The organism is Zoogloea sp., assembly GCF_030157465.1.
Taxonomy (GTDB): Bacteria; Pseudomonadota; Gammaproteobacteria; order Burkholderiales; family Rhodocyclaceae; genus Zoogloea.
Genome location: NZ_JAOAUU010000142.1, coordinates 24317 through 36453 on the forward strand (window position 1 = coordinate 24317; position 12137 = coordinate 36453).

14 protein-coding genes are annotated in these 12137 nt (G+C 57.4%); 6 read left to right on the forward strand and 8 right to left on the reverse strand.

Annotated elements, in window-relative coordinates:
* Nucleotides 1-64 precede the first annotated feature (64 nt).
* The 5 genes from Q1W26_RS17480 to Q1W26_RS17500 all read left to right on the forward strand — a co-directional run bounded on the left by Q1W26_RS17480 (nucleotide 65) and on the right by Q1W26_RS17500 (nucleotide 5615).
* The gene (locus Q1W26_RS17480) at nucleotides 65-1240 is read left to right on the forward strand and encodes an SIR2 family protein (protein ID WP_300442792.1); all 1176 of its coding nucleotides are present in this window, start codon (nucleotides 65-67) and stop codon (nucleotides 1238-1240) included.
* Nucleotides 1233-3020: an ATP-binding protein gene (locus tag Q1W26_RS17485; RefSeq protein WP_300442794.1), complete on the forward strand. Its 1788-nt coding sequence runs from the start codon at nucleotides 1233-1235 to the stop codon at nucleotides 3018-3020. The genes Q1W26_RS17480 and Q1W26_RS17485 overlap by 8 nt, the downstream gene beginning before the upstream one ends.
* 22 nt (nucleotides 3021-3042) lie before the next feature.
* Complete coding sequence (locus tag Q1W26_RS17490) at nucleotides 3043-3246, forward strand: KTSC domain-containing protein (protein ID WP_300442815.1); 204 nt, start codon at nucleotides 3043-3045, stop codon at nucleotides 3244-3246.
* A 145-nt stretch (nucleotides 3247-3391) separates the two neighbouring features.
* On the forward strand, nucleotides 3392-4732 hold the full coding sequence (locus tag Q1W26_RS17495) for an RES family NAD+ phosphorylase (RefSeq protein ID WP_300442796.1): 1341 nt from the start codon (nucleotides 3392-3394) through the stop codon (nucleotides 4730-4732).
* Between the two features lie 247 nt (nucleotides 4733-4979).
* Nucleotides 4980-5615, forward strand: coding sequence for a hypothetical protein (locus Q1W26_RS17500; protein ID WP_300442798.1), 636 nt, complete (start codon nucleotides 4980-4982; stop codon nucleotides 5613-5615).
* Between the two features lie 198 nt (nucleotides 5616-5813).
* Here the strand turns inward: Q1W26_RS17500 and Q1W26_RS17505 are convergent, their stop codons facing one another.
* Entirely contained in the window at nucleotides 5814-6212 is a 399-nt protein-coding gene (locus Q1W26_RS17505; RefSeq protein ID WP_300442800.1) for a LysR substrate-binding domain-containing protein, read from the reverse strand.
* A complete protein-coding gene (locus tag Q1W26_RS17510; protein ID WP_300442802.1) occupies nucleotides 6146-6295 on the reverse strand; it encodes a hypothetical protein in 150 nt (49 codons plus the stop codon). The genes Q1W26_RS17505 and Q1W26_RS17510 overlap by 67 nt, the downstream gene beginning before the upstream one ends.
* Here Q1W26_RS17510 and Q1W26_RS17515 point away from each other — a divergent pair.
* The gene (locus Q1W26_RS17515; protein WP_300442804.1) at nucleotides 6290-6478 is read left to right on the forward strand and encodes a hypothetical protein; all 189 of its coding nucleotides are present in this window, start codon (nucleotides 6290-6292) and stop codon (nucleotides 6476-6478) included. The two genes, Q1W26_RS17510 and Q1W26_RS17515, sit on opposite strands and share 6 nt — an antisense overlap.
* Before the next feature lie 148 nt (nucleotides 6479-6626).
* On the opposite strand, the gene Q1W26_RS17520 is transcribed toward Q1W26_RS17515, so the two are convergent.
* The 6 genes from Q1W26_RS17520 to Q1W26_RS17545 all read right to left on the reverse strand — a co-directional run bounded on the left by Q1W26_RS17520 (nucleotide 6627) and on the right by Q1W26_RS17545 (nucleotide 11495).
* Nucleotides 6627-7454: a helix-turn-helix domain-containing protein gene (locus tag Q1W26_RS17520; protein ID WP_300442806.1), complete on the reverse strand. Its 828-nt coding sequence runs from the start codon at nucleotides 7452-7454 to the stop codon at nucleotides 6627-6629.
* 190 nt (nucleotides 7455-7644) lie between these two features.
* Nucleotides 7645-8442, reverse strand: coding sequence for an SDR family oxidoreductase (locus Q1W26_RS17525; protein ID WP_300442807.1), 798 nt, complete (start codon nucleotides 8440-8442; stop codon nucleotides 7645-7647).
* Nucleotides 8443-8475: 33 nt separating this feature from the next.
* Entirely contained in the window at nucleotides 8476-9243 is a 768-nt protein-coding gene (locus Q1W26_RS17530) for a 2-oxo acid dehydrogenase subunit E2 (protein ID WP_300442809.1), read from the reverse strand.
* Nucleotides 9243-9473 (reverse strand): lipoyl domain-containing protein, encoded by a 231-nt coding sequence (locus Q1W26_RS17535; RefSeq protein WP_300442811.1) that lies wholly within the window; start codon nucleotides 9471-9473, stop codon nucleotides 9243-9245. The genes Q1W26_RS17530 and Q1W26_RS17535 overlap by 1 nt, the downstream gene beginning before the upstream one ends.
* A 43-nt stretch (nucleotides 9474-9516) precedes the next feature.
* Entirely contained in the window at nucleotides 9517-10512 is a 996-nt protein-coding gene (locus tag Q1W26_RS17540) for a pyruvate dehydrogenase complex E1 component subunit beta (protein ID WP_300442813.1), read from the reverse strand.
* Nucleotides 10509-11495, reverse strand: a complete 987-nt coding sequence (locus Q1W26_RS17545; RefSeq protein WP_300442814.1) for a thiamine pyrophosphate-dependent dehydrogenase E1 component subunit alpha — start codon at nucleotides 11493-11495, stop codon at nucleotides 10509-10511. The genes Q1W26_RS17540 and Q1W26_RS17545 overlap by 4 nt, the downstream gene beginning before the upstream one ends.
* Nucleotides 11496-12137 lie beyond the last annotated feature (642 nt).

The window sequence follows — 12137 nt, forward strand, 5'->3', positions numbered from 1 at the left end:
GCTTGCCAAAAATTGCGCGAAAATTCTCGATTAGATTATTAGTTTATTTTCCCTAAGGACAGTTTTGACAAACACCGTTCACAATCCTGATCAATATATTTTTGATTTTAAACATATCATTTCCCATGGGCGAAAAAAGATAGGATTACTGATTGGCGCGGGGGCTCCAGTCAGCGTAAACATTGGATCGACGGAAAGATACGAGCCACTGATCCCAAATGTGGCGGGCTTGACGGACCTGATTCGGGAGGGGCTTGAGGATGAATTTAAGGAAGCGTTTGGAGGTATCGAAAAGCAAATCCAGAACTCGAACATCGAGCTGGCGCTATCACGTATTCGAGCACTAGCCGAGGTATTGGGCGAGTCCAAAGTCTGCGGCCTCGATGCGAAAGGCTTTCAATCCCTTTCTCAAAAAATATGTGCTTTGATTTATGAGATAGTCAGCAAGCCCTTGCCTGCTGGAGAGAATCCATTTTCCGATACGATCTCTTGGATCAACGGCATCAATCGCAATCACCCGGTGGAAATCTTCACTACCAATTACGACTTGCTTTTTGAGGAGGCTATGGAACGTGTCAAGACGCCATATTTCGACGGTTTCTCTGGCTCCAAGGCTCCTTTTTTCGATCCGTCCAGCATTTCAAACAATGACTTACCCAAACGTTGGGTGCGCCTGTGGAAGCTGCACGGCTCCATCGGCTGGTCAAAGAGCGTTAATGGCGAGATTGTTCGCAGCAATGCCGACGCGGGCTCGACGATGGTGTATCCATCGCATATTAAATATGACCAAACCCAATCCGCGCCGTTCTCGTCTCTATTTGAGCGTTTGAAGAATTTCTTGCTGGAGCCAGATACCCTACTCATCTGCTCAGGCTTCTCTTTCGCGGACGCGCATATCTCCGCAAAGCTGAGCGAATGCATGTCCGCTAACCCGTCCTCTGCCTTGATCGCGTTGCAGTATCAAAATCTTGACAAGGAGGTCTACGCTGCGGAGCTGGCGTCCCGCTGCCCCAACATGAGCGTCTACTGCCGGGATGGCGCGATTATCAACGGCATCAGGGCCCCCTGGAAGCTGGGCGATCCGCCCAGCAAAAACTGGGATGCGATCCGCGCGGAATACTGGAATGGAGGCGAGTTCTTGTTAGGGGATTTTAAGTTATTGGCTCGGTTCCTCGCCATGTCTGGTGGCGGTAAAGCTAAAGCGACAGAGCCCGTGCCTGAGGTTGTCGCAGGTGAATAAGGAGCCAACTTATCTGGGCAGCGTCAGCGCCGTGGCGGGCTCGTCCTTGACCGTAGAGTTGGCGCCGAAGGTGAACTCCGGTCTGCTGATCATTGGCGGAAAAACCCACCGTGTGGGCCAAGTTGGCAGCTTCGTCAGGATTCCCCAAGGGTATAACAACTTGTATGGCCTGATCGCCGAGACAAGCGAATCCTCCAGCGCTGATCAGGTCGGCAATCCGCATGAGACGGATCGGCGCTGGATCAAGATTGAATTGGTGGGCGAAACGATCGGCGACGAATTCGAGCGAGGTATCAGCCAATACCCCAGTATCAACGATGAGGCTCACTTGGTCATCGAGAGCGACCTCAGAAAGATCTATGGCAGCGCAGACTCCGGCCAAATTGTCGTGGGCACGCTTTCGAGCTCGGACAGCATCAAGGTCAGTATCGACTTGGACAAGCTGGTGACCCGGCACTCCGCAGTGCTGGGATCGACAGGCTCCGGCAAGTCCACCAGCGTGTCCAGCCTGCTCAGGTCTATCGTGACGGATGAGCATGGAGAAACCAGTTATCCAGCAGCGCGGATTGTGTTGATCGACATTCACGGAGAGTATTCGGCGGCGCTGGGCGATATCGCCTCCGTTTTCTCGGTCATCCCAAAAGAAGGGGAAACCAAACTTCATATTCCCTACTGGTGCGTTTCATCCGAAAATCTAATCGATTTTCTTTGCGGTCCGATTTCTGAGGGCAATAGGAGCTTGATTTTTGATCGCATTGTGGAGCAGAAGATTGCGTTTATTAAAAACAACGTCCTCCAGGGAATCGATCTAGGGCGGGTTTCGGCGGATACGCCCATCCCGTTCAATTTAAAAAAAATCTGGCACGACTTAATGGTCTATGATAATGCCAACTGGGAAGACGAAGAAAAGACGATTCCTTCTTTCACTGAAAAAGGGGACGCGGAGAGTCTGAGTCCGCCGAAATTCAAGCCGCCTAGCGCAGGGAAGGCCGCACCACATAAAGGTAACGGCGGTGTGATGAAAAAGCAGCTCGATTTGATGCGGTCCCGCCTATTGGACAATCAATTTTCTTTTTTCATGACCCCTGGAGATTGGCAGCCAGACGCCGACTTGAAAGTGAAAAAAGATCTGCCAGAGCTCATCAAGAGCTGGCTGGGGCACGATAAGCCGATCACCATTCTCGACCTTTCGGGCATGCCTTCAGCACGCTTGGATTTACTGTTGGGGTCCGTGCTGGAGATTATTTTTGAGTCCGCTTTATGGGGGCGCAACTACAAGGAGGGCATGAAAAGTAGGCCGGTACTGCTGGTGCTGGAAGAGGCTCACCGCTACCTGTCTACTGGTGCGGTCGGCTTGGCCAAGGGCATGGTGCAGAAGATTGCGAAGGAGGGGCGGAAGTTTGGTGTCGGCGCGATGCTGGTCAGCCAAAGGCCCTCCGAAATCGATGAAACAATCTTGTCTCAGTGCGGAACACTCTTCGCTCTAAGGATCAATAACGCAACAGATCGCAGTCGCGTGAAGTCGGCCATGTCGGAGGGGATATCCGGGATCGTGGACAGCTTGCCGGTACTTCGAACCGGGGAGGCCGTTATCGCTGGCGAGGCAGCCCGGTTGCCTATGCGTTGCCGGTTCAAGCTGCCGCGAGAAGGGCACTTCCCGGATAGCAAGGACCCAGTTGTCGCCACAAGCTGGTCCAAGGCGGTGGGCAAGGAAGATTACTCGGCACTTGTGTCTGCGTGGCGCAATCAGGACCCAAGCGCTGCGCAAAAGAAGGACTAACCAAGCAGGAGACACCATGGAAATGCAATTTGTTGACTCGTCGAACATTGAGCGTATTGGCTACGACTTCAGCTCAAGCACTTTGCGCATTGAGTTCAAGTCGAACCGGACATACGACTACGCAAATGTCCCTGAATACATTTTTAATGAACTAAGAAACGCGTCGTCGGTTGGTAGCTATCACGCGAGGAATATCAAAAATATCTATCCTTACACCGAAATCTGAAGGTTCCTTGAACGGCAATCGAATAGGGCTGTTTTCGGCCAGAAGCTGCCGGATGCCTAATCTGGTTGGCTGGCTGTTTTAGGTAACATAGTCGTTAGATTTTCGAGCAACTGCAAAGATCAGTTACTCACTCAGTGAAATGTCGATGCAACTCCACACTTGTCCAAAAGCTCATAAGGTAAAAATGATTTGTTCAGCTTGTGTCACGCATCCGTCTCTCAGGGATCTAGTCAACTGCAAGGGGCAGTTCGGTACATGTAGCTATTGCAAAAATACTGGAGCAACTGTTGAAACCAAATTTCTTTTTGACTATATCTACGAATGTGTAAGGGAGAACATAGCCGCAGAAGACGACCTGTCGAACTTCGAGCATGTAATGCTCTACGAGTGTGGTTCTGATCAGATTGCAGTCAGCACTTGCGACGTAATTTTTGAGGATTGGTTCAATCTTCAGGACGAAGTTTTCTATGATGAACTCTGCGATAGTGTCCCTGCCGATTTCAAAACCAACAGTCACGGCAACGAAACCCATTTTTATGAAGACAATGGTCTTTTGGAGCACAACTTCTATGAAAACAAGTGGGCTAACTTTATTGACGAAATCAGGCACGCCCACCGATTTTTCAATCCAACTGCTCGTGGCTTCCTTGATTCGGTTTTTAAATTCCTTGTCTCGAGCAACGACGAGCTAAAGCCTGAAATCATTCGAACACTCAATAAAGGAACTGAACTGTTTCGTGCTCGCAGTGCCGATAGCTACGAAAAAGCAAAGGAGATTGCTGGTAGCCCAGCTTTACAGCTCGGCCCTACACCTAAGGATAAAGCCAGTAGCCAGCGGATGACTCCGAACGGAATTTCAGCTTTGTACTGCGCCTTGGAACGGAGCACATGCTTGAGCGAAATTCGTTCTATTACTGGTGACGATGTGATCAGTGTTGCACTGACCCCGATTACAACTTTGAAACTATTGGACTTGACCAAACTGGAGGAGGTCGAAGCCCCTAAGCTGACTTTGCTAGACATGGGCTATCGTGATGCCTTACACCTTAAGACCTTCTTGAGGTCGTTGGTGAAGAAGATGTCTAAGCCCAAGGGTAGAAACGATGAGTTGAGCTATCTGTCCACTCAGGTTGTCTTCGAGTACCTACGGCTTCGTTTTGGAAAGCAGGTAGACGGTCTTATTTTTCCGTCTGTGCAGACAGGAAACAAAGGCACTAACCTTGTATTATTCCCAGAGGCTGGTGTTATCAGTAAATATCAATATGAACCACCTCATGAGATGGATATAGCCTTGGGTGTCAAGTCGCCTGTTGCTTTTGCATCAAATGAAAAGCTTGCGGTCATAAGCGGATCTGTTCGCTTTCACAAGATAAAGGCCATCAAAACAGAGGCCACCACATACCGGACACTTCACGACTTTTATATGAGCGATGAAGTTCGTAATCAGCTTGGCTTTGGTATTGATACAGGGGTTGAAGAGTTGTAAGCTTTCTCGGCACGTTTAAGGTTCATGCAAAATAGGTCGTTTGGCCCTACTGGGTTGCATCGAGAAACTGACTCTATATAGAAAAGCAGTCGGCAATCGAAAAATTGCAAACGACAGTTATGGGTCGTGGGCTGTCTGTCAGATGGTTAGAAACAGCCACGCGGCCCAATCGGTTGGTTGGAAATTGTACTTGGCAGTTGTCGGCCAGAAGCTCTGCATCACTAGCCAATGCTTAAGAAGGGTAAATATGGAAGTGCCGATTAATTACAACGACGATTACTCGAATTCATACCGTAAGCAGCTATCCAATGCCATGCTGGAATCAAGGAAACTAGGCTTCATTCGAGATCCCATCATCTCCGAACAGAGGTCGATTTCAGACAACACGCTACGTATCACACACGAGTTGGTGAGCGATCTCTCGGCCACTCTCGACTATGTTCTGCCCGAATATTGGGGAAACTCGTGCCAAACACTGTCAACGAACATTTTTGCCTATTTGAACCATCAGGGCATCGAGGCGAACATCGTTCTCGGCAATGTCATCATCAATGGGACTGACGAATTTGAGGCGACACTGGAAAGCTTGCGGAAGGAAGTACTTGCCGCTGCACCTCTGACAGGACATCAAGCAGTTCACGCCTGGATTTCGTTAGGCGACGACACCATCATTGATGCCGCACTCCCCCCAAGGTTGGTCAAGCACTACAATGCCCCCCTCCGATTCAATGACATAATATTTATTGGCCGGGCGTCGGAAATGTCCTTTAAATACAAACTTAGGTACCAGCCAATCCTTGTTGGCACAGAGTTCTTTGCCAAGACGAATCCACCGGATCCAATGGACTTACTGACTGAACTAAAGCAACGACGCCTTCGATAACCTTTCGTTCGAAAGGGCCCCAAAACCCACGTTGAACGTCAGCTTCCCCATGACTCGACTGTCCGTTCAGGGTCGGGAGTTCGCATTTGCAGGGTTGGAAAGCTGACGTTCGTGCCAATCTGCCGTTGAACGTCAGGTAACCAATGCGTTGCCGACCGACAGCCGGCAGCAAGCCAATGGCAGCTCCGGTCGCCCCCCTCACCCAAACACCTCCTCCAAATACCCCAACAACACCTTGATCCGCGCCGGCTGATACCGCCGGCTCGGATACGCCACATACAGCGGCGACGGTTCCCCCCGCGCGTCCGGAAACAGATCCACCAGCCGCCCGGCTTCCAGATCGCCTTCCAAATCGAGCCGTGATTTGTAGACGATGCCTTGGCCTTGCACGGCCCAGTGGCGCACCAGTGCGCCGTCGTCGGCGGCGCGGTCGCCGCTGACGGTGACTTCGCGTTGCTGGCCCTGGTGGAAGAGGCGCCAGCGGTTGAACAGTTCGCCGTTGCGGTAGAAACAGATGCAGTTGCGGCGGGTCAGTTCTTCGACGCTGTCGGGCTGGCCGTGGCGGGCGAGGCGACGAGCACGCGGGTGTTGTCGCACAGCTTGCGGCCGATGAGCTTGGAATCCTGCGAGAGGCCGTAGCGCGGGACGAAGTCGATGAGGCCGTCCGACAACAGGTGCATGACGAGACGCAGTTGCGGGTGGTGCTGGCCGATCTGGTGGACGAGGGGGCGGTGCGCAGCACGGCGCAGGTGCATCTGGGTTCGATCAACGCCGCCAACCTGCGCCGCCCCCACGCGCTGGCCGAAAGCGGCACGGCGCTGGGCAAGATTGTGCTGGAGGGATTCGGGGCTGAGGGCGACTGAAGTCGCCCCTACCGCCGCCTCTGCAAAAGGGGCGGGTTAAAGGCGGACGGAGCGAGGGAACACAGCGATGCGAGGTCGGGCACTGGCCCGACCTCGCAGGGGAGAAAACGCTGGAAAACGCGGAAAAGCGGGAGGAAAAACGCGGCGCTTACGCCGAAGTAGTCTTGCGCGGCTTGCGGGCCTTGGGCGCGGCTTTGGGGTCAGAATCAGACTCGGGCGTCGGCGTCGCCGGAATCTTGCTGCCGTGGGCGGCTTCGTAAGCTTTTTCAAACTCCATCATCGCCACCGAGGCGAGCAGGTGGTGAAGCCGGTGCAAACGATCACCCTTCATGTAGGGCGTCGGGTTGACCGCCACGCCCTTGAGGGAGTGGAAGAACAAGTCGCGCAGCACTTCGCCGGTTTCGGGGTAATCCGCCCAGAACGGAAAGCGCTTGAGCATGCTGGCGTTTTTCTTGTCGTCGAGCACCTTTTCGAGGGGCTCCATGACCTGCGCCAGCGCCTTGTCGGTGCGGGCGCCGCGCTGCAATTCCTGCAGGGCGATGAAGGAGGCGCGACCGTAGTAGTACTTTTGCAGCACGACCAAGGTGTCGAGCATGCTGTCGAAGGTGGCCAGGTTGCCGGGCGGCAGCTTGATGCGCCGGCAGGCATCTTCGTATTCGGCGGCGCGCAGCTCGGTGATGTACTCGGCGGCAGCCTCGAAAACGTCGGCCCGGGATTTGAAGTGATGGGTCATCGCCCCCCGGGAGACGCCGGCTTTCTGGGCGATCTTCTCGGTGGTGGTCTGGGTGTAGCCGAGTTCGACGAGACATTGCAGCGTCGCGTCGAGAATCTGGGTGCGGGTGGCCAGGCTCTTCTCGGCCTGCCAGGTACCGCCGGCGGCCTTGCTGCGCGCCGCATCCCGCTTGGGCCGCGTGATCTTGCGAACCGGTGCGGGATCGGATTCGAGCAATGCGTTGGGGGTAGTGTCTTCTGTCATCGTGTCAGGCTCCCTTTTCCGCGGCCGCAATTCGGCGCGGTACAGAAAGGCATCGGGCGGGTGACCGCTTGTGCTGCGGCTTCTTCGTGCCCGAATGCGCTTCTGCTCTCTGTCTTCCCCAGCCCGGCGGGAGACCGGGCACGAGGGGAATATTAAGCTCGTGTTTCAAAAGTGAAACTTCTACTGAATTCTACGACAAGCGAACCGAGTGTCCATAGTCCACCGTCAAGACACTGCCATTCATGTACGACGAGGCATCACTGGCCAGCAGCAGCAGCGGGCCATCGAGTTCTTCCAGGCGGCCGAGGCGTTTGGCGGGCAGATTGGCGATTTCCTTGATGCCGGCTTCGGATTCGTAGAACGGGTTGGTCATCTCGCTGGGGAAATATCCCGGCGCGATGGCATTGACCCGGATGCCGTGGCCAAGCAGGTCGAGCGCCATGTAGCGGGTCATGTGGATCAGCGCGCCCTTGGTGGTGCCGTAGTTCAGGAAGGCCGGATAGGCCAGGTGACCGAGGATGGAGGCGATGTTGATGATCGAGCCGCCCTTCCCCGCCGCGATCAGGCGCTGGACCACGGCCTGGGCGGCGTAATAGGGGCCAGAGAGGTTCACATCGAGCAGCGATGTCCATTGCTCGTCGGACATCTGCTGAAAAACCGTGGGGTTGGACAAACCTGCGTTATTCACCAGGATGTCCACCGGCTGGCCAAAGTGGGCCTCGATGGCATCCAGCGCCGGGCCGATGGCGGCCTTGTCGGCCACGTCCATGCGGCAGGCCATGGCCTGGCCGCCGGCATCGCGAATGGCCTGGGCAACCGCTTCGACCCGCTCGACGCGGCGGGCCACGCAGGCCACCCGGGCCCCCGCTGCGGCCAGCACATGGGCCATGCGCTCGCCGATGCCGGAGCCGGAGCCGGTGACCAGGGCAACCCGCCCCTCGAGGGAAAAACGTCCGAGGACTTCGCTTGCCTTGATTTGAATGGTCATATTCTTGTCCCTTCTTCGAAGTGATGCTGGAACTCAGGCCAGCGCAGCCGGATCGGCCAGCGCGTCGGCGATGAAGCGGGTGAAGCGCGCGGCATCCGCACCATTGATGACCCGGTGGTCATAGCTCAGCGACAGCGGCACCACCGGCACGCTGCTTACCTGGCCGTCCACCAGCTTGAGGCGCTCGGCGCTGCGGGTGACACCAAGAATGGCCAGCTCGGGCGCGTTGATGATGGGCGTGAAACCGGTGCCGCCGAGGTTGCCCAGCGAGCTGATCGAGAAACAGCCACCGGACATCTCGCTCATCGGCAGGCCCTTGCCGCGGGCCCGTTCGGCCTTGTCGGCCAGCTCAAGGGCGATTTCGGAGATCGACTTCGTGTCGCAGTCGCGAATCACCGGCACCACCAGCCCGTTGGGCGTTTCAACCGCCACGCCGATGTGAAAGTAGTGCTTCATCACCAGCCCGTCGCCGGCGGGAGTCAGCGAGGCGTTGAAGCGCGGAAAGGCCTTGAGCGCCTTGACCGCCGCCTTGATCAGGAAGGGCACCGGGGTCAGCTTGATGCCCAGCTCGGCGCCCATCGTCTTGCGCACGGATTCCAGCGTGGGCACTTCGGCTTCGTCCTGATGGGTTACATGAGGAATCTGGGCCCAGTTGCGGGCCAGAAACGAGGCCACCAGCTTCTGGTGACGGGGCAGCGCAAGCGTCTCGACTTCGCCGAACTGGGTGAAGTCCATGACCGGCATGGGCGGCAGGCTGGCCGGCCAGGCCGGCGCTGCGGGGGCGTCGGGCTTGGCGCTCATCACACCAGCTCGCCGATGACGGTGCCGACTTCGTAGGTTTCGCCGGCTTCCTTGAGAATCTTCAGGGTGCCGTCGGCCGGGGCTTCGACTTCCTGAACCGACTTTTCGCTCTCCATCGTGTAGAGCAGCTGGCCCTTGGAGACTGCGCCGCCGTCCGGAATCATCCATTCGGTGAGGATGGCTTCGTTCACCGAAAAGCCGAGCTTGGGGAGAATGATTTCAGTTGCCATGATTGTGTCCTTTGAGTGTCTTCAGCCGGGGCCGGGTTGAATTTCAAGCGAGTGTTTCGCGGATGGCCGCGAGGATGCGTTCCCGGGTCGGCACGAAGGCCGTTTCCAGGGGCTTGGAGAAAGGCACGGGCGAGCGCGCCGCGCCCACCCGGGCGACCGGCGCCTTGAGCTGGCCGAAGAGTTCCTTGTGGAGACGGGCCGAAATCTCGGCACCCACGCCAAAATCCACCTGGGCTTCGTGGGCCACCACGGCGCGGCCGGTCTTCCTGGCCGACGCGATGATCGTGTCCATGTCCAGCGGCGAAATGGTGCGCAGGTCGATCACCTCGGCCGCAATGCCTTCCTTGGCGAGACTCTTGGCCACGGCAATCACCTCGTGCAGGGTCTTGCTGTAGCTGATCAGGGTGATGTCGCTGCCTTCCTGAACCACCTTGGCCTTGCCGATGGGCACCCGCTCGCCCGGCACCGGCGCTTCGCCCGGCACGAAATACAGGGGCAGGTTCTCGATGAAGATGCACGGGTCGTCGTCGAAGATGCACGACAGCATCAGGCCGTAGGCGTCGGCCGGGGTCGACGGGGCCACCACCTTGAGGCCGGCGGTGTGGGCGAACCAGGCTTCCAGGTAGTCGGCATGCTGGCCGCCGGTGCCAAAGCCGGCGCCGGTGGTGGTGCGGATCACCAGGGGCACATGGGTCTGGCCGCCGGTCATGAAGCGCAGCTTGGCCGCGTGGTTCACGATCTGGTCCATCGCCACGGTGGTGAAGTTCATCAGCATGATCTCGGCCACCGGGCGCAGGCCGGCCAGCGCGCCGCCCACCGCGGCACCCACAATCGCCTGCTCGGCGATCGGCGTGGATTTGACCCGGCCGGTGCCAAACCTGGTCGATAGGCCGGCGGTGCACTTGAACACCCCGCCGCCTTCGCGGTCGGCAATGTCCTCGCCGAGCACGACCACCGAGCTGTCCAGCTCCATGGCGTCGTGAAGGGCCATGTTGATGGCCTGGACGATGTTGATCTTCTTGGCTTGAACGGTGCTCATGCTTGGGCTCCCTCGGCAACGACATCCTTGTCGAGTTCGGATACATCGGGATAAGGGCTGGCAAGGCCGAACTCGACGGCCTCCTCGAAGGCGGCCACGTTGGTGGCTTCGATGTCGGACAACTGGCCGTCGCTGGCGTGGCCCTCTTCAATCAGCCAGGCGCGGAAGCGCGGCAGCGGGTCGGCGGCAATGGCGGCGGCCATTTCTTCCTTGGGGATGTAATGGCTGTCGTCGCCCATCAAATGGCCCCGGAAACGGAAGGTGTTGGCTTCCAGCAGGGTCGGGCCGTCGCCGGCGCGGGCGCGGGCAATGGCGGTGCTGGCCGCCTGCCACATGGCAACGGCGTCGTTGCCGTCCACCTCGACACCGGGAATGCCATAGGCCAGGCCGCGGTCGGCGATGGTGGCGGCGCCGGTGCCGTATTCATATTTGGTGTGCTCGGCGTAGCCGTTGTTCTGGCACACGAAGATCACCGGCAGCTTCCACACGGCCGCCAGGTTGAGCGCCTCGTGAAAGGCGCCGATGTTGCTGGCGCCGTCGCCGAAGTTCACCACCGTGACCTGGTCGGTGCCCTTCAGCTGCGATGCCCAGGCCAACCCGTTGGCGATCGGCAGGCCGGCGCCGACGATGCCGGTGGTAACCGGCAGGCCGGAGGCCACGTGGGTCACGTGCATCGGCCCGCCCTTGCCCTTGCAGGTGCCGGTGGCGCGGCCAAACAGTTCGGCCACGAAGGGCTTGAGCGGAATGCCCTTGGCCAGCTGGTCGTGGATGCCCCGGTAGGTGGTGACCACGTAATCGCTGGGCTTGAGGCTCACCGAAATGGCCGCCGGAATCAGCTCCTGACCACGCGGCGAGTAATACGGCGACGCGATCTGGCCGGCCTTGATCAGCTCGATGAAGCGGTCGTCGGCTGTCTTGATCAGCGTGGCGATCCGGTAAATATCCAGCAGGACGTCCCTGCCGGGCTGTTTTGTCTCACTCATGCCCTACCTCTCGAATGGGTTGGTGACGCGGGTTTCGGGTCCGGTGGCTAATCCGGCAAACAGGGTTCTTGCTTCAGCTCGCTGCTGCCTGGGCAGTTGCAAACAAAACCAACAATCCCGTTTGTTTTTTTAAAGTATATCGGCAGTACATGGGCTGCACAAGGGGAGAAGACGAGGGAATTCCGAAGGGCGCGAAATGCCTTTGCCGGGCAGGCTTTCCCGCTACGTCTTGAGGGCCGGCGCAGCGGATTCCGGCACGCAAGCCGCTCCGCTTCTATGATGGAATCAGCCACCACGTCACCGTCACCGTTACCAGCGGAATCTTTGCGGCGGCTAATGGTGCTGTGCCTTTGTAGGGGCGACTTCAGTCGCCCACCGCGCGTTGAATCACCGGCAAGCACGGGTAGGTCGGGTTAGCCCGCAGGGCGTAACCCGACACCAACATGAACATCAATGGGCACGTCCGATGTCGGGTTACGCTGCGCTAACCCGACCTACCCAAGCTTCGATCAACGGCTTGTCGGTGATTCAACGCGCGCTGGGCGACTGAAGTCGCCCCTACCCCAGCCTCGACATCCAGCCCCTGTACATAAAAGGACGCGCAAATGGCCACCGGAAACGCAACAACGCGAACCGAGCACG

Excerpts from the sequence above, each read along its gene's own strand:
- Q1W26_RS17500 (WP_300442798.1), top strand. The coding sequence starts at position 4,980 with ATGGAAGTGCCGATTAATTACAACGACGATTACTCGAATTCATACCGT.
- Q1W26_RS17530 (WP_300442809.1), bottom strand. The coding sequence starts at position 9,243 with ATGAGCGCCAAGCCCGACGCCCCCGCAGCGCCGGCCTGGCCGGCCAGC.
- Q1W26_RS17495 (WP_300442796.1), top strand. The coding sequence starts at position 3,392 with ATGCAACTCCACACTTGTCCAAAAGCTCATAAGGTAAAAATGATTTGT.
- Q1W26_RS17490 (WP_300442815.1), top strand. The coding sequence starts at position 3,043 with ATGCAATTTGTTGACTCGTCGAACATTGAGCGTATTGGCTACGACTTC.
- Q1W26_RS17520 (WP_300442806.1), bottom strand. The coding sequence starts at position 7,454 with ATGACAGAAGACACTACCCCCAACGCATTGCTCGAATCCGATCCCGCA.
- Q1W26_RS17545 (WP_300442814.1), bottom strand. The coding sequence starts at position 11,495 with ATGAGTGAGACAAAACAGCCCGGCAGGGACGTCCTGCTGGATATTTAC.
- Q1W26_RS17525 (WP_300442807.1), bottom strand. The coding sequence starts at position 8,442 with ATGACCATTCAAATCAAGGCAAGCGAAGTCCTCGGACGTTTTTCCCTC.
- Q1W26_RS17540 (WP_300442813.1), bottom strand. The coding sequence starts at position 10,512 with ATGAGCACCGTTCAAGCCAAGAAGATCAACATCGTCCAGGCCATCAAC.
- Q1W26_RS17535 (WP_300442811.1), bottom strand. The coding sequence starts at position 9,473 with ATGGCAACTGAAATCATTCTCCCCAAGCTCGGCTTTTCGGTGAACGAA.
- Q1W26_RS17510 (WP_300442802.1), bottom strand. The coding sequence starts at position 6,295 with ATGCACCTGTTGTCGGACGGCCTCATCGACTTCGTCCCGCGCTACGGC.